This window comes from Streptomyces sp. NPDC102437, from assembly GCF_044765565.1.
Classification (GTDB): Bacteria; Actinomycetota; Actinomycetes; order Streptomycetales; family Streptomycetaceae; genus Streptomyces.
Genome location: NZ_JBIWKI010000007.1, coordinates 13,787 through 35,249 on the forward strand (window position 1 = coordinate 13,787; position 21,463 = coordinate 35,249).

General features: G+C 71.2%; 20 protein-coding genes. 13 read left to right on the plus strand and 7 right to left on the minus strand.

Features of this window, described 5'->3' with window-relative positions; genetic code table 11:
• The first annotated feature begins 143 nt into the window (after positions 1-143).
• The 6 genes from ACIRJP_RS11135 to ACIRJP_RS11160 all read left to right on the plus strand — a co-directional run bounded on the left by ACIRJP_RS11135 (position 144) and on the right by ACIRJP_RS11160 (position 4,745).
• Positions 144-944: a helix-turn-helix domain-containing protein gene (locus ACIRJP_RS11135; RefSeq protein WP_404171193.1), complete on the plus strand. Its 801-nt coding sequence runs from the start codon at positions 144-146 to the stop codon at positions 942-944.
• Between the two features lie 147 nt (positions 945-1,091).
• Entirely contained in the window at positions 1,092-2,567 is a 1,476-nt protein-coding gene (rimO, locus tag ACIRJP_RS11140) for a 30S ribosomal protein S12 methylthiotransferase RimO (protein ID WP_404171196.1), read from the plus strand.
• Positions 2,564-3,277: a CDP-diacylglycerol--glycerol-3-phosphate 3-phosphatidyltransferase gene (pgsA, locus tag ACIRJP_RS11145; protein ID WP_358950916.1), complete on the plus strand. Its 714-nt coding sequence runs from the start codon at positions 2,564-2,566 to the stop codon at positions 3,275-3,277. The genes rimO and pgsA overlap by 4 nt, the downstream gene beginning before the upstream one ends.
• The gene (locus ACIRJP_RS11150; RefSeq protein ID WP_404171200.1) at positions 3,274-3,783 is read left to right on the plus strand and encodes a CinA family protein; all 510 of its coding nucleotides are present in this window, start codon (positions 3,274-3,276) and stop codon (positions 3,781-3,783) included. The genes pgsA and ACIRJP_RS11150 overlap by 4 nt, the downstream gene beginning before the upstream one ends.
• 109 nt (positions 3,784-3,892) lie before the next feature.
• The gene (locus ACIRJP_RS11155; protein WP_018105285.1) at positions 3,893-4,276 is read left to right on the plus strand and encodes a helix-turn-helix domain-containing protein; all 384 of its coding nucleotides are present in this window, start codon (positions 3,893-3,895) and stop codon (positions 4,274-4,276) included.
• Positions 4,277-4,553: 277 nt separating this feature from the next.
• The gene (locus ACIRJP_RS11160) at positions 4,554-4,745 is read left to right on the plus strand and encodes a CsbD family protein (protein WP_404171204.1); all 192 of its coding nucleotides are present in this window, start codon (positions 4,554-4,556) and stop codon (positions 4,743-4,745) included.
• Between the two features lie 683 nt (positions 4,746-5,428).
• Here the strand turns inward: ACIRJP_RS11160 and ACIRJP_RS11165 are convergent.
• From ACIRJP_RS11165 to ACIRJP_RS11175, 3 genes are all read right to left on the minus strand, one after another.
• The gene (locus ACIRJP_RS11165; RefSeq protein WP_404171207.1) at positions 5,429-6,193 is read right to left on the minus strand and encodes an SDR family NAD(P)-dependent oxidoreductase; all 765 of its coding nucleotides are present in this window, start codon (positions 6,191-6,193) and stop codon (positions 5,429-5,431) included.
• Between the two features lie 50 nt (positions 6,194-6,243).
• Positions 6,244-7,047, minus strand: a complete 804-nt coding sequence (locus tag ACIRJP_RS11170) for a DNA-formamidopyrimidine glycosylase family protein (protein ID WP_404171210.1) — start codon at positions 7,045-7,047, stop codon at positions 6,244-6,246.
• A 155-nt stretch (positions 7,048-7,202) separates the two neighbouring features.
• Positions 7,203-11,906: a DEAD/DEAH box helicase gene (locus tag ACIRJP_RS11175; RefSeq protein ID WP_404171213.1), complete on the minus strand. Its 4,704-nt coding sequence runs from the start codon at positions 11,904-11,906 to the stop codon at positions 7,203-7,205.
• Positions 11,907-12,055: 149 nt separating this feature from the next.
• On the opposite strand from ACIRJP_RS11175, the gene ACIRJP_RS11180 reads away from it, so the two are divergent.
• From ACIRJP_RS11180 to ACIRJP_RS11190, 3 genes are read left to right on the plus strand one after another with little or no spacing between them, the layout of a single operon-like run.
• Positions 12,056-12,925, plus strand: coding sequence for an AraC family transcriptional regulator (locus ACIRJP_RS11180; RefSeq protein WP_404171216.1), 870 nt, complete (start codon positions 12,056-12,058; stop codon positions 12,923-12,925).
• Positions 12,926-12,935: 10 nt separating this feature from the next.
• Entirely contained in the window at positions 12,936-13,811 is an 876-nt protein-coding gene (locus ACIRJP_RS11185; protein WP_404171219.1) for an AzlC family ABC transporter permease, read from the plus strand.
• Positions 13,808-14,113 (plus strand): AzlD domain-containing protein, encoded by a 306-nt coding sequence (locus ACIRJP_RS11190; protein ID WP_266729332.1) that lies wholly within the window; start codon positions 13,808-13,810, stop codon positions 14,111-14,113. Before ACIRJP_RS11185 ends, ACIRJP_RS11190 begins: the two co-directional genes overlap by 4 nt.
• A gap of 176 nt (positions 14,114-14,289) precedes the next feature.
• On the opposite strand, the gene ACIRJP_RS11195 is transcribed toward ACIRJP_RS11190, so the two are convergent.
• Entirely contained in the window at positions 14,290-15,204 is a 915-nt protein-coding gene (locus tag ACIRJP_RS11195; protein WP_404171222.1) for a hypothetical protein, read from the minus strand.
• Between the two features lie 79 nt (positions 15,205-15,283).
• Here ACIRJP_RS11195 and ACIRJP_RS11200 point away from each other — a divergent pair, with 79 nt between their 5' ends.
• The 4 genes from ACIRJP_RS11200 to recX all read left to right on the plus strand — a co-directional run bounded on the left by ACIRJP_RS11200 (position 15,284) and on the right by recX (position 19,236).
• Positions 15,284-15,478 carry a DUF3046 domain-containing protein gene (locus tag ACIRJP_RS11200; RefSeq protein WP_114247022.1) on the plus strand — a complete coding sequence of 65 codons (195 nt, stop codon included), beginning with the start codon at positions 15,284-15,286 and terminating at the stop codon, positions 15,476-15,478.
• Between the two features lie 223 nt (positions 15,479-15,701).
• Positions 15,702-16,898 (plus strand): AI-2E family transporter, encoded by a 1,197-nt coding sequence (locus tag ACIRJP_RS11205; protein ID WP_404171706.1) that lies wholly within the window; start codon positions 15,702-15,704, stop codon positions 16,896-16,898.
• A 463-nt stretch (positions 16,899-17,361) separates the two neighbouring features.
• Positions 17,362-18,489, plus strand: coding sequence for a recombinase RecA (recA, locus tag ACIRJP_RS11210; RefSeq protein ID WP_404171225.1), 1,128 nt, complete (start codon positions 17,362-17,364; stop codon positions 18,487-18,489).
• A gap of 3 nt (positions 18,490-18,492) precedes the next feature.
• Positions 18,493-19,236 (plus strand): recombination regulator RecX, encoded by a 744-nt coding sequence (recX, locus tag ACIRJP_RS11215; RefSeq protein ID WP_404171228.1) that lies wholly within the window; start codon positions 18,493-18,495, stop codon positions 19,234-19,236.
• A 33-nt stretch (positions 19,237-19,269) separates the two neighbouring features.
• Here recX and ACIRJP_RS11220 read toward each other — a convergent pair whose 3' ends face one another.
• From ACIRJP_RS11220 to ACIRJP_RS11230, 3 genes are all read right to left on the minus strand, one after another.
• Positions 19,270-19,923: a hypothetical protein gene (locus tag ACIRJP_RS11220; protein ID WP_404171231.1), complete on the minus strand. Its 654-nt coding sequence runs from the start codon at positions 19,921-19,923 to the stop codon at positions 19,270-19,272.
• Positions 19,924-20,467: 544 nt separating this feature from the next.
• A complete protein-coding gene (locus ACIRJP_RS11225) occupies positions 20,468-20,878 on the minus strand; it encodes a rhodanese-like domain-containing protein (RefSeq protein WP_404171234.1) in 411 nt (136 codons plus the stop codon).
• A complete protein-coding gene (locus ACIRJP_RS11230; RefSeq protein ID WP_404171237.1) occupies positions 20,875-21,393 on the minus strand; it encodes a cysteine dioxygenase in 519 nt (172 codons plus the stop codon). Before ACIRJP_RS11230 ends, ACIRJP_RS11225 begins: the two co-directional genes overlap by 4 nt.
• Positions 21,394-21,463 lie beyond the last annotated feature (70 nt).

A 21,463-nucleotide genomic window follows, 5' to 3' on the forward strand; every position in this document is an offset into this window, starting at 1 on the left:
TGTCCTTCCCGGGGCGGTCCGGCGAATCGGACAGTGATTCGAGTCCGATGGAGGACAAAGTCATTCCTCCCGGTTGCCCCACCCTTTCGTACCCCCCCTAGACTGAACACCCAGCAGGTGGCTCACGCTCGAAAGGCGCCCCCGTGTCCATCGGCAACTCCCCCGAAGACGACCGGCCTTCGATCGGTCGAGTGCTCCAGCAGGCTCGCATCGCCGCAGGTCTCACGGTCGAAGAGGTCAGCTCGTCCACCCGGGTGCGCATCCCCATCGTGCACGCGATCGAAGAGGACGACTTCTCCCGCTGCGGCGGCGACGTGTACGCGCGCGGCCATATCCGTGCGCTCGCGCGTGCCGTCGAACTCGATCCGGAACCGCTGGTTTCGCAGTACGACGCGGAACACGGCGGCCGTCCCGCTCCCACCCCCGCGGCGCCGCTGTTCGAGGCCGAGAGAATCCGTTCCGAACCCCGTCGGCCCAACTGGACGGCGGCCATGGTCGCGGCGATCGTCGCCGTCGTCGGTTTCGTCGGCTTCACCTTCCTCAAGGGCGGCGACGACAGTCCCGCGGCCACCCAGGTCGCGGAGGGTCCCGCACCCCACAAGAAGAGTCCCGCACCGAAGACCGGTAAGCCCGTCGACCCCAAGCCGGCGCCTTCGGACAGCGCCATCGCCGCGGCACCCAGGGACAAGGTGACCGTCCGGCTCAACGCCAAGCAGGGCAAGAGCTGGATCTCCGCCAAGGACCACAACGGGCGGCTGCTCTTCGACGGTCTGCTGCTCCAGGGCCAGACCAAGACCTTCCAGGACCAGGAACGGGTCGACCTCGTCCTCGGTGACGCGGGCTCGATCGAGCTCTTCGTCAACGGCAAGAAGGTCGAGGACCAGTTCCAGCCCGGCCAGGTCGAGCGGCTCTCGTACACCAAGGGCGACCCGGCGGTCGGCTGACCCTGGCACGCACAGTTCCCTCAGGCGGCATCGACGACACGGCGAGCGCCCGGCAAACAAGCCGGGCGCTCGCAGCATTTGTTACTCGATGTAACGGTGGAACCCTGCGCGGCAGGGCGAGTGCAGGGACAAAGTAGTCTTGAGCCCATGCCCGAACGCCGTACCGTCGCCCTTGTCACTCTTGGCTGCGCCCGTAACGAGGTGGACTCGGAGGAGCTCGCAGGCCGCTTGGCAGCGGACGGCTGGGAGCTCGTCCAGGACGCCTCCGACGCGGATGTCGCCGTGGTCAACACCTGTGGATTCGTCGAAGCCGCCAAGAAGGACTCCGTCGACGCCCTGCTCGAAGCCAATGATCTGAAGGACCACGGCCGGACCCAGGCCGTGGTCGCCGTCGGCTGCATGGCCGAGCGCTACGGCAAGGACCTCGCCGAGGCCCTGCCCGAGGCGGACGGCGTCCTCGGCTTCGACGACTACGCCGACATCTCCGACCGCCTCCAGACCATCCTCAACGGCGGTATCCACGCCTCGCACACCCCGCGCGACCGCCGCAAGCTGCTGCCGATCAGCCCGGCCGAGCGGCAGGACGCGGCCGTGGCCCTGCCCGGTCACGCACAGGAGGCCGCACCGGCCCCCGCCCCCGAGGACCTCCCCCACGGCGTCGCCCCGGTCTCCGGGCCCCGCGCGCCCCTGCGCCGGCGGCTGGGCACCAGCCCCGTCGCCTCGGTGAAGCTCGCCTCCGGCTGCGACCGCCGTTGCTCCTTCTGCGCCATTCCGTCCTTCCGCGGCTCCTTCATCTCGCGGCGCCCCTCGGACGTGCTGCAGGAGACCCGCTGGCTGGCCGAGCAAGGCGTCAAGGAGGTCATGCTCGTCTCCGAGAACAACACCTCGTACGGCAAGGATCTCGGCGACATCCGCCTGCTGGAGACGTTGCTGCCGGAGCTCGCCGACGTCGAGGGCATCGAGCGGATCCGGGTCAGTTACCTCCAGCCGGCCGAGATGCGGCCCGGCCTGATCGACGTGCTGACCTCGACGCCGAAGGTCGCGCCCTACTTCGATCTGTCCTTCCAGCACTCGGCCCCCGGTGTGCTGCGGGCGATGCGCCGCTTCGGCGACACCGACCGGTTCCTGGAGCTGCTGGCCACCATCCGGAGCAAGGCGCCGCAGGCCGGTGCCCGCTCCAACTTCATCGTGGGCTTCCCCGGCGAGACCGAGGCCGACCTGGCGGAGCTGGAACGCTTCCTCACCGGTGCCCGGCTCGACGCCATCGGCGTCTTCGGCTACTCCGACGAAGAGGGCACCGAGGCCGTCGGCTACGAGAACAAACTGGACGCCGATGTCATCGCCGAGCGGCTCGCGCACATCTCGCAGCTGGCCGAGGAGCTGACCTCGCAGCGTGCCGAGGAGCGCCTGGGCGAGTCGCTCCAGGTGCTCGTCGAGTCCGTGGACGACGAGGACGGTGCGGTGGGCCGCGCGGCACACCAGGCACCCGAAACGGACGGCCAGGTGCTCTTCACGACACGCGACGGCCTCGTACCCGGCCTTATGGTCGAGGCAAAGGTCGTGGGCACCGAAGGAGTGGATCTGGTGGCCGAGTGTTCCGGACTCGTGGAGGCAGCCAGATGACGGGAGCCCCGGCATCCGCGGCAGGCGGCTCCGGCGCGAAGCCGGTCCGTGGCGGCAAGCTGGGCACTGCGGCCGTCAATCAGGCCAGCCTGTGGAACATCGCCAATCTGCTCACCATGCTGCGGCTGGTGCTGGTGCCCGGCTTTGTGCTGCTGCTGCTGCACAACGGCGGGTACGACCCGGTCTGGCGTTCGTTCGCCTGGGCGGCCTTCGCCATCGCCATGATCACCGACCTGTTCGACGGTCATCTGGCGCGCACGTACAACCTGGTCACCGACTTCGGGAAGATCGCCGACCCGATCGCGGACAAGGCGATCATGGGCGCTGCGCTGGTCTGTCTCTCGTACCTCGGTGATCTGCCCTGGTGGGTCACGGGCGTGATCCTCTTCCGCGAGCTCGGCATCACGCTGATGCGCTTCTGGGTGATACGGCATGCGGTGATTCCGGCCAGTCGCGGCGGGAAGATGAAGACCCTGGCTCAGGGGACGGCCGTCGGGATGTACGTCCTGGCGCTCACCGGTCCACTTGCCACTCTGCGCTTCTGGGTGATGGCGGTGGCCGTCGTGCTGACGGTGGTCACCGGGCTCGACTACGTGCGCCAGGCCGTGGTGCTGCGTCGCAAGGGGCTGGCCGCCGAGCGGGCCGCCGCGGCGGCGGGGCCGGTTCAGGAGGCCACCGGAAGCCGTGATTCGGCGGAGGCCGAGCGGTGACTGCCGCGGCCAGGGTGCTGGAGCTGCTCGTGGAGCGTGGTGAGACCCTTGCCGTCGCGGAGTCGCTGACCGGCGGTCTGGTCGCGGCCGAGCTCACCTCGGTGCCGGGGGCCTCGCGGTCCTTCCGGGGCTCTGTGACGGCGTACGCGACGCCCCTGAAGCGGGATGTCCTGGGTGTGGACGCGGGCCTGCTGACGGAGCGCGGTGCGGTCGATCCGGAGGTGGCGCGGCAGATGGCAGCCGGTGTGCGCCGTGCCCTCGGGGCGGACTGGGGCATGGCCACCACGGGGGTCGCGGGCCCCGATCCGCAGGACGGCAAGGCCGTGGGGACGGTCTATGTCGCGGTGGCCGGGCCGGGCGGCGCGCAGAATATGGCCGAGCTGAGGTTGAACGGCGGGCGGGCGGACATCCGTAAAGAGAGCGTACGGAGCGTGCTCGAGCTGCTCTCCGCCGAACTCCGCAAGAATGCAAGGGCACAGGATACGGAACAGAACGGGGGGAATTGATGTTTGCAGCCCTGAGTGAACACGACATCGCTCCCCGCACGGCCGCGGCGCGAGGCGGTACGGTGGGGCGTGAAGGATGCGGCTACGCGGTCCGAGGAGGGAGCCACCGATGATTCTGCTCCGTCGCCTGCTTGGTGACGTGCTGCGTCGGCAGCGCCAGCGCCAAGGCCGTACTCTGCGCGAAGTCTCCTCGTCCGCCCGAGTCTCGCTCGGCTATCTCTCCGAGGTGGAGCGGGGGCAGAAGGAGGCATCCTCCGAACTGCTCTCCGCCATTTGCGACGCGCTTGACGTACGGATGTCCGAGCTCATGCGTGAAGTGAGCGATGAGCTGTCGCTGGCCGAACTGGCCGAGTCGGCAGCAGCCAGCGATCCGGTGCCTGTGCCGGTCCGGCCAATGCTCAACTCCGTCTCCGTGACGTCGGTGGCAGGTGTGCCGACGGGCCGGGTGACCATCAAGGCGCCCGCGGAAGCGGTGGATGTCGTCGCCGCCTGACCCGTGCGGTCCGGTGTGAAGCGATGTGTGGCGGAGCCCCGGTCGTCCCCTTGAGGGGGCGACCGGGGCTTCTGCGTGCTCGGGGGCGGGTTCAGGCGCTCGGGCCGTGCTCGGGGTGGGCTTGGGTCGTGCTCGGGCTGTGCTCGGCGTGGATGGCTCGGGGCGTGCTCAGGTGGGTGGCACAGACGGTTCTCAAGTGACCGATTTGTTTCGTTTGTGTAATCGTGGGTGAAGCCGAACGGGCAGAGTGACCATCCCCGTACCCGAAGGAGTCGCAATGGTTGACGAAGGCGCCAAGGACAAGATGAAGGGCAAGGCGAAGGAAGCCATGGGCAAGATGACCGGCGACCGCCGCAAGGAGGCCGAAGGCAAGATGGACCAGGCCAAGGGCCGGACCAAGGACGCCATGAGCGACGCCGAGAAGCGCGCGAAGGGCATGAAGGGCTCGCTGCGCCGCGACGAGCACTGACCGCGTCCGCCGGGCCCCCACTCGATTCGGTGGGGGCTCAGTGGTGCCGAGGCGCCCCTTGTTCTGGATGCGGTCCGGGCGCTGCCGGGCGAGACTGCGGTGAGCGGGCCGCCGGCCGGTGGGATCCGGTGCGGTCGTCGCCCGCAGTACGACGGGGTCGTGCCCTCCGGTTGCGTACCGGAGAGTGTCCGGCCGTGGTGGGCCCGATCCGGCGCAGCATGCCCTGGAGTTCTGGGCAAGAGCGTGCAACGGTCTGCGGCTGTACGCCGCGCGCCGGCGGTGCGCCGATGCGCTCTCCCGCCGGGTGAGTGCGCCGCACTAGGTTCGGCCGGAGGAGGCAGCCATGGTACGGCGAGGGGTGCCGGCGCTCGTTCTCGGCGGGGTGTGGTGGTGGGCCGTGCTGCGGCTCGTGCTGGAACCGGCCCATGCGGGACTTGTCGAGGGTGCGGTGGCGGCGGGTGGATGGGGTCTGAGTCTGCTGCCCGTGCATGTGGCCGCGACCGCCGGTTCGACGGATGCCCGCCGAAGGAGCATGGCGGCAAAAGGCGGGGGCGCCGAAGCGGGTGCTGCCCGGTGGGCGGCCCTCGGTGTGCGGTGGGCGGGCTGGTGGCTCGCTGCCGGCGTGCGGAGCGCGAGCCGTTGGTCGGCTGCTGGGGTGCAGGGTGCGGAGCGGGTTCGACGGATCACCAGGGCATGGCTACGCCGCCGTTCGGGCGGAGGATCTGGCCGGTCATGAAGGCCGATGCGTCGGAAGCGAGATGGAGCACGGTGTGGGCGACGTCCTCCGGTTCGCCCACCCGTCCCAGCGGGGAGATCCGGGCCATCGTCGTCTCCACCCGTTGCTGTCGGGCCGCGTCGTGGCGGGCAGTCATGGGCGTACGGATCCAGCCCGGGGCGACGGCGTTGACGCGGATCGCGTGCGGCCCCAGTTCGGTGGCCAGTGTCTTCGTGAGCTGGACGACCGCCGCCTTGGCCGCGCTGTAGCAGAACAGTCCCGGGCCCGAGGAGTCGACCGCTCCCGAGGCCATGGTGATCAGCGAGCCGGGGGCGCCGCGCGCGATCATGCCGCGGGCCGCCTCCTGGCAGGCGTACAGCACACCCTTGAAATTGACCGCGAGCACGCGGTCGAGGTCCTCGTCCGAGGTCTCCAGAACGCTGCTCGAATGCATGATTCCGGCGACGGCCGCCAGGATGTCGAGGTCGCCCGCTGCGGCCACCGCGGCCCCGACCCGACTGCGGTCGGTGACATCGAGGACCTGGATGTGGGATGTGCCACCCGCGTCGTTGATCAGGTCCCGGGTTTCCAGCAGACCCTTCTCGTCGAGATCCGCGCAGTGCACCGTGGCGCCCGCGGCCGCGAGCAGGAGGGCGCTGGCCCGGCCGATGCCGCCTGCCGCGCCGGTGACGAACGCGGAGCGGCCCGTGAGGTCGTACGCGGCGAGGAGCATGACCGGACGGTACGACGGGAACTGACGGAGCGTCAACCAGTGGGCGGCCCTCAGCTGGTGGGGCCCGACTGGCAGTGCGGGCACCAGTAGGTGGGACGGGCGTCCTGGTCCGCGGTGCGGATGGGGGTGCCACAGCGCAGACAGGGGCGGTCGGCCCTGCCGTAGACCCAGAGCCGTTCCTTCGGGCCGGGGCCGCGTGGGGCGCGCGTGGTCGTGGTCGTGCGCATCGGGCGGTCGCGATTGGCTTCGAGGAGCTGCTTGGCCGTGGTGACCAGGCGGGCGGCGGTGGGGGCGGGGAGGTCGCCGACGATGAGCCAGGGGGTGGCGCGGGCCAGGAAGCAGATCTCGGCCTTGTAGATGTTGCCGATTCCGGCCAGGTTGCGCTGGTCCAGCAGGGCTTCACCGAGCGGGCGGCCGGGGTCGGCGAGCAGATTGCGCAGAGCGGTCTCGGGGTCCCAGTCCGGGCCCAGCAGGTCGGGGCCGAGGTGGCCGACCGCCTTTTTTTCGTCCCGGGTGCGGAGCAGTTCGAGGACGGGCAGCCGGTAGCCGACCGCGGTGTACTCCGTGTTGGCGAGGATCGCGCGGATCTGATGGGCGGGGCCACCGCGCCAGCGCTCGCCCGGGGCGTATACGCGCCAGGCGCCGTCCATCCGGAGGTGGCTGTGCAGGGTGAGGCCGCCCTCGACGCGGGTGAGGAGATGCTTGCCGCGCGAGATGACGTCCAGGACCGTCCGGCCGGTGAGGTCGGCGGTGGCGAATCGAGGGACGCGCAGGTCGGAGCGGGTGAGGGTCCGACCTGCGAGTGCGGTGTGCAGACGTACGGCGGTCTGCAGGACGGTGTCTCCTTCGGGCATGCCTCCATGATGCGGGGCGGGCGCGCCGTGCGGGCGTGTGTGGGGTGTGTGGCGATGCGGGGGTTGGGTACGGGTGCGGCGATACGGGCTTGTGTGCGTGGTGCCGCCGACGGCTGCGGCGATGCGGGGGGCCAGGAGCGGGGCGTGCTGTTGGTTCAGGCGCGCAGGCGGAGCCCTCTCGGGGTGGCCAGGAAGCCGGCCGCCTCCAATGTGCGGCCGAGCGGGGAGGTCAGGGACGGTGCGCCATTGGTGCGCTCCACCGTGACCGTGCCGAGTGCGCCAGCGCGGGCGGCCGCCGCCAGTGCCCCGGCCGCAGCGACGAGCGCCGGATCGTCCGGGGCTGTGGGCCAGGCCAGCAGCGTCTTGCCGCCGCGCTCCATGTACATCGCGAGCTCTCCGTCGACCAGCACCACCAGGGCGCCCGCCTTGCGGCCGGGCTTGTGCCCGGCGCCGTCCGGCGGTTCGGGCCAGGGCAGAGCGGCGCCGTACGCGTTGGCCGGGTCCGCCGCGGCGAGGACCAAGGCGTGGGGCGCGGCGCCCGGCTCCGTACGGTCGCGGGCGGTGGACGTGGCACGCAGCCGGTCCACCGCGCCGTCCATCGCGAACTGCGCAGCCCCCAGGCCCTCGACGACATAGCCGCGCCGGGCCTGCCCGTTGTCCTCGAAGGCGGACAGGATGCGGTACGTCGCGGAGAAGCCGCCTTCGACGCCCTCGGCCTGGACCGCGCCCCGGGTCACCACACCATGGCGGTCGAGGAGAGTGCGGGCCAGGGCGTGAGCACGGTGCGTGGGGTCGGGTTCGGTGGCGGGCAGCAGGGACCAGCGGCCCGAGACGGTGGGCGGGCCGGTGCGGGAGACGGGCCGGGCGGCGGAGGTGAGCGAGCCGTAACGCCCGCGCGGGACATTGCGTCTGGCGCGGTGGGCGGTCGACCCCGCCGTGCGGCCGGAGCCGAGCAGCGAGCGCAGTGGGGCGAGCGTGTCATTGGTGAGCCGGCCCGACCACGCCAGCTCCCAGATGGCGTCGGCCAGTTGCGGATCGGTGCAGTCCGGATGAGTGGTGGCGCGGACCTGATCGGCGATCTGCCGGAAGAACAGTCCGTATCCGCCGCTCAGCGCGGTCAGGACGGATTCGTGCAACGCGCTGAGCTCCAGCGGGTGCGGGGGCGGGAGGAGCAGTGGTGCGCTGTCGGCGAGGTAGAGGGACAGCCAGCCGTCCTTGCCGGGCAGGGCACCCGCGCCGGCCCAGACGACCTCGCCGGTGGTGGTCAGCTCGTCGAGCATCGCGGGGGTGTAGCCCGTGACCCGGCCCGGCAGGATCAGCTTCTCCAGCGCCGACGCCGGGACGGGCGCGCCCTGCAACTGCTCGACGGCGCGGGCCAGTCCGTCGATTCCGCGCAGGCTGTTGCTGCCCAGATGCTGCCACTGAGGCAGGAAACCGGCGAGGGCGGCGGGCGGGACCGGTTCCAGTTCGTGGCGGAGCGCGGCGAGCGAGCGGCGGCGCAACCGGCGCAGCACGGTGGCGTCGCACCACTCCTGGCCGATACCGGCGGGATGGAACTCGCCCTGGACGATCCGGCCGGACGCGGAGAGCCGTTGCAGCGCCCCGTCGGTGACGGCGGTGCCGAGACCGAAGCGGTTGGCGGCCGCGGTGGAGGTGAACGGGCCGTGCGTACGGGCGTACCGGCCGAGGAGATCGCCGAGCGGGTCCTTCACCGGTTCGGTGAACGCCTCGGGGACGCCGACCGGGAGGGCGGTGCCCAGTGCGTCCCGCAGGCGGCCCGCGTCCTCGATCGCCGCCCAGTGGACGGCCCCGCCGATCCGGACCCGGATGGCCCGGCGGGCCGAGGACAGCTCCGGAGCCCAGGACGGGTCGGCTCCGCGTGCTGCCAACTCCTCGTCGGTGAGCGGACCGAGGACCCGAAGGAGGTCTGCGACGCCTTCGACGTCCTTGATCCGGCGGTCCTCGGTCAGCCACTGGAGCTCCTGCTCCAGCTCGGCCAGGACATCCGCGTCGAGCAGCTCGCGCAGCTCCGCCTGGCCGAGGAGCTCCGCCAGCAGATGGGAGTCGAGGGAGAGGGCGGCGGCCCGCCGCTCTGCGAGGGGCGAGTCGCCCTCGTACAGGAACTGGGCGACGTAGCCGAACAGGAGCGAGCGTGCGAAGGGCGAGGGCTCCGGGGTGGTCACCTCGACCAGCCGGATCCGGCGCGCTTCGAGGTCGCCCATGAGTTCCGTGAGGCCGGGGACGTCGAAGACGTCCTGGAGGCATTCGCGGACCGCTTCCAGGACGATGGGGAAGGAGCCGAACTCCGATGCGACCTGGAGGAGTTGCGCGGCGCGCTGGCGCTGCTGCCACAGCGGGGTGCGTTTGCCGGGGCTGCGGCGCGGCAGCAGCAGGGCGCGGGCCGCGCACTCACGGAACCGGGAGGCGAACAGCGCCGAACCGCCGACCTGGTCGGTGACGATCTGGCTGATCTCGCCCTGTTCGAACGTCACGTCCGCAGCACCTACGGGCGGTTGGTCGCTGTCGTACGAGAGGCCCGGCAGCGGTGCCGGAGCCCGGCCCGGACTGTGCGCCAGGCCCCGTGCCGGGTCCGGTGCCAGATCCTGCGCCGGGTCCTGCGCGGGGTCGAAGTCCAGGAGGTCCAGGCCCATCAGGTCGGCATCCGGCAGCCGGAGCACGATGCCGTCGTCGGCGTGCATCACCTGGGCGTCCATGCCGTACCGCTCGGCGAGGCGGGCGCTCAGCGCCAGCGCCCACGGCGCGTGCACCTGCGCGCCGAACGGGGAGTGAACCACGACGCGCCAGTCACCCAGCTCGTCACGGAACCGCTCGACGAGGATGGTCCGGTCGTCCGGCACATGGCCGCAGGCACGGCGCTGTTCGTCGATGTACGACAGAGTGTTGTCGGCGGCCCAGGGGTCGAGACCGGCGGCGAGCAGACGTTCCCGGGCGTCCTTCTGCGACAGTCCGCCGATCTCGCGGAGGAACGCCCCCAGCGCACGCCCGAGCTCCAGCGGGCGGCCCAGCTGGTCGCCCTTCCAGAACGGCAGCCGGCCGGGAACGCCGGGGGCGGGCGATACCAGGACCCGGTCACGGGTGATGTCCTCGATCCGCCAGGACGTGGTGCCGAGCGTGAAGACATCGCCGACCCGGGACTCGTACACCATCTCCTCGTCGAGCTCACCGACCCGGCCGCCGCCCTTCTTCGGGTCGGCGCCCGCGAGGAAGACCCCGAAGAGCCCCCGGTCGGGGATCGTTCCTCCGGAGGTTACGGCGAGCCGCTGCGCGCCGGGGCGGCCGGTGACCGTACCGGCCACCCGGTCCCAGACCACGCGGGGGCGCAGCTCGGCGAAGGCATCGGAGGGGTAGCGGCCGGCGAGCATGTCCAGCACGGCGGTGAACGCGGACTCGGGCAGCGAGGCGAAGGGCGCGGCGCGGCGGACCGCCGCCAGCAGATCGTCCACCTGCCAGCTGTCCAGGGCGACCATGGCCACCAGCTGTTGGGCCAGCACGTCCAGCGGGTTGGACGGGACCCGGAGCGCCTCGATGGAGCCCTCGCGCATCCGCTCGGTGACCACGGCCGCCTGCACCAGATCGCCCCGGTACTTGGGGAAGACCACTCCGGTGGAGACTGCACCGACCTGGTGTCCGGCCCGGCCGACCCGCTGCAGGCCGGAGGCGACCGAGGGCGGCGACTCCACCTGGATCACCAGGTCGACCGCCCCCATGTCGATGCCCAGCTCCAGGCTGGAGGTGGCGACGACGGCCGGCAGCCGGCCCGCCTTGAGGTCCTCCTCGACCTGGGCGCGCTGTTCCTTGGAGACCGAGCCGTGGTGGGCGCGGGCGAGCAGCGCCGGGGCGCCCTTCGCCGCCCCGGACTCGGCCATGATCTCGGCGGGGGAGTGGGACTCGGCGATCGTCTCGCCGGTGAGCCGCTCGTAGGCGATCTCGTTGAGTCGGTTGCACAGCCGCTCGGCGAGGCGACGGGAGTTGGCGAAGACGATGGTGGAGCGATGCTGCTGGACCAGGTCGACGATCCGCTCCTCGACGTGGGGCCAGATGGACGGCTTGTCCGCCTGGCCCGCCTGGTCGGGGTCGGTGGCGGGGGAGCCGCCGAGCTCGCCCAGATCCTCGACCGGGACGACCACCGACAGGTCGAACCGCTTGGTGGACGGCGGCTGGACGATCTCCACCTTGCCCCGGGGCGAGAGGAAGCGGGCCACCTCGTCGACCGGACGGACCGTCGCCGACAGGCCGATCCGCCGTGCGGGACGCGGCAGCAGCTCGTCCAGACGCTCCAGCGACACGGCGAGATGGGCGCCGCGCTTCGTGCCCGCCACGGCGTGCACCTCGTCGAGAATCACCGTGTCGACGCCGGACAGCGCCTCTCGTGCTGACGAGGTCAGCATCAGGAACAGTGATTCGGGTGTGGTGATCAGGATGTCCGGCGGCCGGGTCGCCATCGAGCGGCGCTCGGCGGGCGGGGTGTCACCGGAGCGGATCCCCACCCGGACCTCGGGCTCGGGCAGCCCCAGCCGCACCGACTCCTGTCGGATGCCGGTCAGCGGCGAGCGGAGGTTGCGCTCCACATCGACCGCGAGCGCCTTGAGCGGCGACACGTACAGCACCCGGCAGCGCTTCTTCGCCTCGGCGGGCGGCGGGACGGACGCCAGGGCGTCCAGCGCGGCGAGAAACGCGGCGAGGGTCTTGCCGGAGCCGGTCGGCGCAACGACCAGCACGTCCGAACCCTCGCCGATCGCGCGCCAGGCGCCCTCCTGCGCGGCGGTGGGCGCGCTGAAGGCACCCGTGAACCAGCCGCGGGTCGCGGGTGAGAACGAATCGAGCGCAGAGCCGGTCATGCCCCCCATCGTGCACCCCGCCACTGACAACGACCCCGCCGCCGTGCGTGCCCCCACTGGCGACGGTCGCGAAGCCGCGCACCCCGGCTCACCTGCAGGGGCTCCGACCGGCCTCGGCGGCCCTGCCCCGCAGCTGCGAGAATTCGTGCATGGCGGCGACACCGGAATCGGGATCGGGGGAGTGGGCGAGGCACTGGCAGTACGCGGAGCTGCCCGAGCTCGATCTGCTGCGTGCCCGCTATGTGCGCCACACTTTCCCGCGCCACAGCCACGAGGGCTATGTCTTCGGCACCATCAGCCGCGGAGTGGAGGACGTCGGGCTGCCGGGCGGCACCGTCCACGCCGGCCCCGGCACCGTTGTCGTGATCAACCCCGAGGTTCCGCACACGGCCCGCGCGGGTGTGCCCGAGGGCTGGGTCTACGCCACGCTCTACCCGTCGTCGCAGGTGATCAACGACATCGCGGCCGAGACGACGAGCCTGCGCGGCACAGTCGGATTCACCGAGACCAGCGTCGTGGACCCGTACGTGGCCCGGCTGATCGGCGAGGTCCACCGGGCCGCCGAGGAGGGCAACGCGCTTGCCGCCGACACGGTGCTGAGGGTCATGGTCACGCGGCTGCTCGACCGGTGCGGCAGCGTGCTGCCCACCCGGGCGCCCCGCTCGGCGGGCGCCCGCGACGCGGCGAGGGCCCGCGCGGTGCTGGAGGGACGGATGGCGGCGCCGCCCACCCTGGAGGCGCTGGCGGCGGAGCTGGGTACGAGGCCGTTCGCGCTGCTGAGAGCCTTCAAGAAGCAGTACGGGATGCCACCGCACGCCTGGCTCACCGATGCCCGGGTGCGGGCAGCGCGGCGGATGCTCGACGCGGGGACGGCGCCCGCGGAGGCGGCCGCCGAGGTCGGCTTCACCGATCAGCCGCATCTCAATCGTCACTTCACCCGGATCGTGGGAGTACCACCCGGCGCGTACCAGCGTGAACGTGCAAGAACGTACAAGACCGGTCCTGATCTGCCCACGTAGCGTTCCGGTCGTGGCAGAACAGACAACACTCCCAGAGGGCGTCGGCGCATCGGCCGGCGCACCCCACCGCGACGCGACCGGCCGAGGAGAGCAGCCGGACGCGGTCCGTGGGAAGCCGGACGGTGCGGAGCCGGCCGGCGCGAAGCCGGACGCGGCCGTCGTACGCGATGCGCTCGGCGTCGGGATAGCCGTCGGGCTTTCCGGGTTCGCCTTCGGCGTGACCTCGGCCGGTTCCGGACTGAGCCTGCTGCAGACCTGCGTGCTCAGCCTCGCCGTCTTCACGGGAGCCTCGCAGTTCGCCCTCGTCGGCGCCCTCGCGGCGGGTGGCAACCCGTACACCGCGGCGGCCGGCGCCTTCTTCCTCGGCGTACGCAACTCTTTCTACGGCCTGCGGCTGTCGCAGCTGCTGGCGCTCCCCAGGGCGCTGCGCCCCTTCGCCGCCCAGTGGGTCATCGACGAGACGACCGCCGTCACTCTGCCGCAGCCGACCCGACGGGCGGCACGGATCGGCTTCGCCGTCACCGGGCTGACCCTGTATGTGCTGTGGAACCTGACCACGCTGCTGGGAGCCCTGGGCGCCGAGGCGCTCGGCGACACCGACGCCTGGGGGTTGGACGCAGCATCGCCGGCGGTCTTCCTCGCTCTGCTCGCGCCGATGCTGAAGAGCACCACGGAACGCGTCACGGCCGCCATCGCGGTCCTGCTCGTGCTCGGGCTGCTGCCCGTGCTGCCCGCAGGCGTCCCTGTCCTGCTGTCCGCGCTCGCCGCACCTGCCGTGCTGTTCCTGGGCGGACGCGGAAAGGGCGCAGGCCGGGGAACGGCCACCACGAAGCGCAGCACGAAGGAGAGCACGAAGAGCACGAAGAGCACGGAGAAGAACCGATGAACGTCTGGATCGCCATCGCACTGACCGCCGTCGGCTGCTACCTCGCCAAGCTCGTCGGGCTGCTGGTGCCCGCCGGTGTGCTGGAACGCCCGCTCGCCCAGCGCCTCGCCGCACTCCTGCCCGTGGCGCTCCTGGCCGCCCTCACCGCGCAGCAGACGTTCGGCGACGGGCAGCACCTGGCACTGGACGCCAGGGGGGCCGGCCTTGCCGCAGCGGCGCTCGCGCTGGTCCTGCGCGCGCCGTTCCTCGTGGTCGTGGGCGCCGCCGTGGCCGTCACCGCAGGGGTACGGGCCCTCGGTTAGGCACGCGCCCCGCACGGGAGGTAAGGGGCTGGGGCCATGGAGCCGCGCTCCTTACCATCCGGAGCCGACAGCCGACAGCCGACAGCCGACAGCCGACAGCCGACAGCCGGCCGGCCGACAGCCGGCCGGCCGGGCGCACCGAGCTGACCGCCACCATCCGCTCCGGCGACCGGGGCTCAGCCGAGGCTGCGGCCATGGGCGCGCAGAGTCAGGAGCGCCTTGAGTGTCACGATGGGCCGCCCTTCCAGAGCCGTCCCCGGTGCCCACTGCCGCCAGTTGACCGGCCAGCCGCCGTCCGGCTGCTGCTCGGCCGCGAGATGGTCGAGCGAGCGGGAGAGCTCCTCGTCTGTGAACCAGTGACGAGCGAGCGACTCGGGCGTACGGGCGTAGTCGTACGGGAAGTGCTGCTCCCCCGGCGCGTAGCCGGCCGCGACCGGGTACTCGGCCCGCCGCTCCGGATCCAGTACGACGAGACGCTGTTCCCGCACCAGCCGCCCGAGCCGGTCGGCCGCCGCCTCCGCTCGCGCCCGGTCCGGAGCGCCGTCCAGGAAGGCGAGCGCCGCCTCGATCTCGTACGGATGCGACCGGTCCAGTGCGTCCACCGCGGCCCAGCAGAAATCGGTGGCCCGGAACAGCCAGGCGTGCCACACCTCGTTGCGGTGCAGGAGTCCGACGACGGGGCCGGTGGCCAACAGCTCCGCGGGGGGATCGTCGACGATCGGGATGAACGGCGCGGCGGGATAGCCGCGCTGCGTCGGCAGCAGAGCGGGGAGCGCACCCTCCTTGGTCGACACCTGGGTGAGGAAGCGGCAGATCCGCTCCACCCGCAGTCCGTCGCAGCGCCCGATGGAGTCCAGCACATTGAGTGCGTGCGCGGTGTGCAGTGGCTGACTGACGGGGCCGCGCAGATCGGGTTCGAGCGCGTGCCCGTAGCCACCGTCCTCGTTCAGATAGGCGGCGAGTGCGGTTTCCACCCCGTCCGCACTTCCTTCCAGGAAGTAATGAGCGAACCGCCGTTGTTCCAGGACACGGGCCGTGAGCCAAATGAACTGCTCGGCACGGTTGAGGGGACTTGCTCCGGTTCCAGCCATGGACCGACCGTAGGGCGCTAAGCGCTCTCGGTAAGACGTAGCGGCCCGGCTGCACTCTCAGGAGCGGGATAATGAGGTCATGCGGTTGACGATTTTCTGGGAACGGATGGCGGACCACTTCGGAGCCGGGTACGCCGACTCCTTCGCGCGTGATCATGTGATGGCCGAACTCGGCGGGCAGACGGTGCACCAGGCCCTGGCCGCGGGCTGGGAGACCAAGGACGTCTGGCGCGGTGTGTGTACCGCGGTCGGCATTCCGGCGGACAAGCGCTGACCCGGTGCGTACAGGTGCTGACGCCGACGCGGACGGGCACTGACCCCGGTTCCGTGGCCGGACCTGTGCCGTTGTCCGGGGCGGGCGGTTGCCCGGCGAAGCCGTAGGCGAGACTGGAACCGTGGCACCGACAGACGAGACAGCACAGACCCAGCCGCCCTCCACACCGCCCGTCCCGCCGGCCGCGCCACCCACCGCGTCCGCCGGCGGCGGCCCGGTACGCATGCCCGCGTGGCTGCCGCGCGCCATGGTTCTCGCGCTGGCGCTCTATGCCTGCTTCCGGCTCGGCAGCTGGGCGTTCGACCAGCTCATCGGGCTGCTGATCAATGTGCTGATCGCGTTCTTCCTGGCGCTCGCCATCGAGCCGGCGGTGAGCCGGATGTCGGCGCGCGGCATGCGCCGCGGCCTCGCCACCTTCCTGGTCTTCCTGGGGGTGCTGATCGCCGGGGTGGGCTTCGTCGTGCTCCTCGGCTCGATGCTCGCGGGCCAGATCGTCGACATGGTCGAGGAGTTCCCGAAGTATCTGGACTCGGTGATCAACTGGGTCAACCAGAGCTTCCACACCGACCTCTCCAGGGTCGAGGTCCAAGACAGTCTGCTCCACTCCGACTGGCTGCAGAAGTACGTCCAGAACAGCGCGACCGGAGTGCTCGACATCTCCACCACCGTGCTCGGCGGGCTGTTCCGTCTGCTGACGATCTTCCTGTTCTCGTTCTACTTCGCGGCCGACGGCCCCAGGCTGCGACGCGCCCTGTGCTCCGTGCTGCCGCCCGCCAGGCAGGCGGAGGTCCTGCGGGCCTGGGAGATCGCGGTCGACAAGACCGGCGGCTACCTCTACTCACGCGGTCTGATGGCCCTCATCTCCGGGATCGCGCACTACATCCTGCTGGTGATCCTCGGCGTTCCGTATGCGCCCGCACTCGCCGTCTGGGTCGGGCTGGTCTCCCAGTTCATCCCCACGATCGGTACGTATCTGGCGGGCGCCCTGCCGATGCTGATCGCGTTCACCGTCGACCCCTGGTACGCGCTGTGGGTGCTCGGCTTCGTCGTGGTCTACCAGCAGTTCGAGAACTACGCGCTGCAGCCCAAGCTCACCTCCAAGACCGTCGACATCCATCCGGCGGTCGCCTTCGGATCGGTCATCGCGGGCACGGCCCTGATGGGTGCCGTGGGCGCGCTGATCGCGATCCCGGCCGTCGCCACGCTCCAGGCGTTCCTCGGTGCGTATGTGAAGCGGTACGACGTGACGGACGACCCGCGGATGCTCGGCCACGGCCGGGGCCGACGACGCGGCGAGCCGCTGCTCACGCGGCTGCGCCGTTCCTGGCGGGCCCCCGAGAGCAATGCAGGCGAGGGGAGCGACGGGGCCGAAGGCGGACAGGGCGCTGCCGGGGGGCCGGAGGACCCGGCACACGCCTGACCCTTCCGCTTTCCGGTCCGGGCCACGGAGCCCGTCGACCTCCTCGGGCACCAGATGGCCGCCCCGGACCAGGATCCCGCGGCCGTCCGCCTCGTCCACAAGGGTCGCGGTCTCCTCCACGGTCCAGGGGCCACGGCCCGCACCACGGGTCGCTCCGGTGACCAGAGACACTCCCCTTTGACTGTTTTGTCGCAATGTGGCCGGAATCTAGCATGGTGTTGATCGGCTGTTCTTGACCCCCGGAGGCGGGTCGCCAGGGCGCCTCCCCGGGGCGCGGATCGGCCTGGCACGGTGCGCTTGACACCAAAATCGAACATCCATTCTCATGGGATTCCGGCCGGGTTTTCCCGGGCCCGACCGTGGAGTTGTCCACAGGCCGGGAGGACGTCGAGGCCCATTGTCAGTGGCAGGGGTTAGCGTCTTTGACGTGAAGCGATCGACTCAAGCAAATCGGGTGGAACCCATGGCAGGAAACGACCGCGAGAAGGCGCTGGACGCCGCCCTCGCACAGATTGAACGGCAATTCGGCAAGGGCGCGGTGATGCGCCTCGGCGAGCGGCCGAACGAGCCCATCGAAGTGATTCCCACCGGGTCGACCGCCCTCGACGTGGCCCTCGGCGTCGGCGGCCTGCCGCGCGGCCGTGTGGTGGAGGTGTACGGGCCGGAATCGTCCGGTAAGACGACGCTGACGCTCCACGCGGTGGCGAACGCGCAGCGGCTCGGCGGCTCGGTCGCCTTCATCGACGCGGAGCACGCCCTCGACCCCGAGTATGCGAAGAAGCTCGGCGTCGACATCGACAGCCTCATCCTGTCCCAGCCGGACAACGGCGAGCAGGCCCTTGAAATCGTGGACATGCTGGTTCGCTCCGGCGCCCTCGACCTGATCGTCATCGACTCCGTCGCGGCGCTCGTGCCGCGTGCGGAGATCGAGGGCGAAATGGGTGACTCGCACGTGGGTCTCCAGGCCCGTCTGATGAGCCAGGCACTCCGCAAGATCACCAGCGCGCTCAACCAGTCGAAGACCACCGCGATCTTCATCAACCAGCTCCGCGAGAAGATCGGTGTGATGTTCGGCTCGCCGGAGACCACGACCGGTGGCCGGGCGCTCAAGTTCTACGCCTCGGTGCGCCTCGACATCCGCCGGATCGAGACGCTTAAGGACGGCACCGACGCCGTCGGTAACCGCACCCGCGTCAAGGTCGTCAAGAACAAGGTCGCGCCGCCCTTCAAGCAGGCCGAGTTCGACATCCTCTACGGCCAGGGCATCAGCCGCGAGGGCGGTCTGATCGACATGGGCGTGGAGCACGGCTTCGTCCGCAAGGCCGGTGCCTGGTACACGTACGAGGGCGACCAGCTGGGCCAGGGCAAGGAGAACGCCCGCAACTTCCTCAAGGACAACCCCGATCTCGCCAATGAGATCGAGAAGAAGATCCTTGAGAAGCTGGGCATCGGTGTCAGGCCCGACGACAGCGCCGCCGAGTCCGGTGCGGACGCGGCAGCTGGTGCAGCGGCTCCGGCCGACAACGCGAAGTCGGTGCCCGCTCCGGCCGGCAAGACCAAGCCGGCCAAGACCGCGGCGGCCAAGAGCTAGACCGTGACGCGTCGTACGGAGTGGCCGGTCAGCGCCACTGACCAGCACGCCGGGCCCGGCCACGGAAGCATCGCCGGGTACATGGCCGGGTCCGAGGATGCGCACGAGCTGGAGGCCGGTGCCGGATCAGGCACCGGTCGCGGCACGGGCTCGGGCGCCGGATTCGGCGAGGGGGCGGGCCGTCGTGACCGCTCCCGCACCAGGAACAGCGGCTCCCCTTCCTCGTCGAGGGCCGAGAAGGGGGAGCCGCGAGACCCGGTCGAGCAGGCGCGCAACATCTGCCTGCGACTGCTCACCGGAACCCCGCGTACCCGGAAGCAGCTCGCGGACGCGCTGCGCAAGCGGGAGATCCCGGACGAGGCGGCCGAAGAAGTGCTGTCGCGCTTCGAGGATGTCGGGCTGATCGACGACGCGGCGTTCGCCGACGCCTGGGTGGAGTCCCGGCACCACGGCCGCGGCCTGGCCCGCCGGGCCCTCGTCCGTGAGCTGCGCACCAAGGGGGTGGACTCGGCGGTCATCGACGAGGCCGTCGGGCAGCTCGACTCCGAGCAGGAGGAGGCGACCGCCCGGGAGCTGGTTGCACGGAAACTGCGCTCCACGCGTGGCCTGGACCGCGACAAGCGGCTGCGCCGCCTTGCGGGCATGCTCGCCCGCAAGGGGTACGGGGAGGGCATGGCCCTGCGCGTGGTGCGGCAGGCGCTCGAAGAAGAGGGCGAGGACACGGAGGGCCTGGACGGGCCCTTCTGACTGGGGGCGGGTATCGGGCGGGGGCTGTGGCGATCACTGCCCGGCGAGGGCGGCGCGGGTGATGGTGGCGTCGATCAGGGCGAGCGCATCCGCGGCGGTGCGGCCGGGGCAGCGATTCCATGGGCCGATCAGTCCGGTCCAGCCCCGGGAGCGGAGCTCGGCGACGAGCCAGGCGCCGGCCCGGTCCACGGTGTCGAGGGAGCCGTATCCCAGGCGGTGCGCGGTGAGGAGGGCGCCGCAGATGCACCGTGCGCCGCGTGCGTTGCGGAGCCGGTACGGGGTGTTCTGCCAGCCCCATTCGGTCAGGATCTGTCTCGCGTAGGCGAGATGCGTGGAGGGCCTCACCTCGGGCTGGCCGATGCGCCGCCAGGAGTGGAGCCGGTCCGGGAGGACTGCGCCCAGCCGCCCGGGAAGCGGCCGCTCGCGCGGTGCGGTCGGGGGCAGGGCGCGGACGGAGTCGGCGATGAGCTGGTCGACCGGCACGGACAGCAGGTCGCGCCAGTCGGCCGGCTGACGAACCGGCAACGGCCGTTCCGCAATGGCTGGGGAGGAAGGCTGTACGGGATCGCGGTCGGGGCCGGGGGCTGTGGCGCCCCAGCCGCTGATGATCTGCTGCCACGCCTCGGTGTCATGGAGACGAGTGGCCTGGGCGTCCAGTTGATCGGGGGTGAGGGTGGGGGTCGGCATGGGTTCGAGGTCTCCGTCACATCGGTCCTTGGCGTTGAGGTGAATGTCGGTCGGGTACGGGGATTGCTCCACCGGAGCGTGGCGTTCGGGTGTGCCGGGGCGGATTCGGGGGAACTGCGGGTGGCGTGGGGGAGTGGCCCCGGACGATGGCACGGCAGGATCCGGCGCGTAGGTGTCCGTGTCCGGAACGCTGTGCGAGATGCGGCCGGCGAGCCGTGCCGGACAGGGAACTTGCGCGGGGTTGGGCGTTCGGTCCAAGGCCCCGGACGTCGAGACGGTCCGGGGGATGCGGGGGCGGGGATGCCGGGCGCTGGGACCTCTCAGCATGACCCCGGCAACCGGGCACCCCGAGCCGGACCCGTCACAGCGGAAAGAGTCCGACCCGCCACCCCGGGACCGGCCCTGGCTCACCCATGTGCGGCTCGGCCCCGGCGTGTCTACCCACGGCTCGGCCCCGGCCGTCACCCCGAAAGCCGTCATTCCGGAACCAGGGCGCCGCCCGTCGCACCTCGACCGGCAGGCTCCGCCCACCACATGTCGCCCGTCACACCTCGATCGGCAGGCCCGCCGCTCGCCATGCCTGGAAGCCGCCGATCAGGTCGGTTGCCCGGTGCAGTCCCAGCTGTCGCAGGGACGCGACGGCGAGGCTCGATGCGTAACCCTCGTTGCATATCACCACGATGCGGAGATCGTGGCTCACCGCCTGCGGGGCCCGATGGCTTCCTCGCGGGTCGAGCCGCCACTCCAGTTCATTGCGCTCGACGACCAGCGCCCCCGGAATCAGTCCGTCCCGTTCGCGCAGCTCCGCGTAGCGGATGTCCACGAGGAGGGTCTCGCCTGCAGCAGCTGCGGTGGCAGCCTCCTGCGGGCCGACCCTGACGAACCCCGCCCGGACTCGTTCCAGGAGCTCATCGATCCCGACCGGATCCGCATCTCCGCGACCGCTGGCACTCACTGCCAGTCCTCCGGGCGCTCGACCTGCTCAAGACGGAGCACCGCGCCCGTACGGCTGTAGCGGCGGATCTGCGGCAGCGGCGGGTAATACGCGTGGACGGAGACGGCGTGCTCCGTGTCCGACTCGTTCAGCACCTCGTGGACGTGGTGACGGCCGAAAGCCCTGCCCTGGCCGGTGGCCAACTGCCGGGAACGGTCGATGCCTTCGGCGAGTTCGAGGGTCTTCCAACCGTCGGTGGGCAGCCGGGCGGCGAGCGACAGCTCCGTGAGCGTGCCGGCCGCCGTGGTGAAGGCGCCGATCGAGTCGGCGTGGTCGTGCCAGCCCGTACCCGTACCCGGCGGCCAGCCGATCAGCCAGGCCTCGCTGCCGCCGGGCCCTTCGAGCTGGAGCCAGGTACGGCCTTCGGGATCGAGCGGGAGCGAGGCGACGATCGCGGCGTCGGCGGCGACGCCACGGACGAAATCGAGCAGTTCCGCCGCCGTCGGACCGGAAGCGTCATCGGTGGCAAAGGACATGCGTACAGAGGGTGACGAAGGGGCTGACACAGGGACCGTCCTGAGGGTTCGCGCGGATGCCCCGCCCGTA

Bases quoted from the DNA above. Each gene is read 5' to 3' on its own strand.
- ACIRJP_RS11170 (WP_404171210.1), bottom strand. From the start codon at position 7,047: ATGCCCGAAGGAGACACCGTCCTGCAGACCGCCGTACGTCTGCACACC.
- ACIRJP_RS11190 (WP_266729332.1), top strand. From the start codon at position 13,808: ATGAACGTCTGGATCGCCATCGCACTGACCGCCGTCGGCTGCTACCTC.
- ACIRJP_RS11200 (WP_114247022.1), top strand. From the start codon at position 15,284: ATGCGGTTGACGATTTTCTGGGAACGGATGGCGGACCACTTCGGAGCC.
- ACIRJP_RS11180 (WP_404171216.1), top strand. From the start codon at position 12,056: ATGGCGGCGACACCGGAATCGGGATCGGGGGAGTGGGCGAGGCACTGG.
- ACIRJP_RS11230 (WP_404171237.1), bottom strand. From the start codon at position 21,393: ATGTCCTTTGCCACCGATGACGCTTCCGGTCCGACGGCGGCGGAACTG.
- ACIRJP_RS11155 (WP_018105285.1), top strand. From the start codon at position 3,893: ATGATTCTGCTCCGTCGCCTGCTTGGTGACGTGCTGCGTCGGCAGCGC.
- ACIRJP_RS11160 (WP_404171204.1), top strand. From the start codon at position 4,554: ATGGTTGACGAAGGCGCCAAGGACAAGATGAAGGGCAAGGCGAAGGAA.
- ACIRJP_RS11165 (WP_404171207.1), bottom strand. From the start codon at position 6,193: ATGCTCCTCGCCGCGTACGACCTCACGGGCCGCTCCGCGTTCGTCACC.
- ACIRJP_RS11220 (WP_404171231.1), bottom strand. From the start codon at position 19,923: ATGCCGACCCCCACCCTCACCCCCGATCAACTGGACGCCCAGGCCACT.
- ACIRJP_RS11175 (WP_404171213.1), bottom strand. From the start codon at position 11,906: ATGACCGGCTCTGCGCTCGATTCGTTCTCACCCGCGACCCGCGGCTGG.
- ACIRJP_RS11205 (WP_404171706.1), top strand. From the start codon at position 15,702: ATGCCCGCGTGGCTGCCGCGCGCCATGGTTCTCGCGCTGGCGCTCTAT.
- pgsA (WP_358950916.1), top strand. From the start codon at position 2,564: ATGACGGGAGCCCCGGCATCCGCGGCAGGCGGCTCCGGCGCGAAGCCG.
- rimO (WP_404171196.1), top strand. From the start codon at position 1,092: ATGCCCGAACGCCGTACCGTCGCCCTTGTCACTCTTGGCTGCGCCCGT.
- recA (WP_404171225.1), top strand. From the start codon at position 17,362: ATGGCAGGAAACGACCGCGAGAAGGCGCTGGACGCCGCCCTCGCACAG.
- ACIRJP_RS11195 (WP_404171222.1), bottom strand. From the start codon at position 15,204: ATGGCTGGAACCGGAGCAAGTCCCCTCAACCGTGCCGAGCAGTTCATT.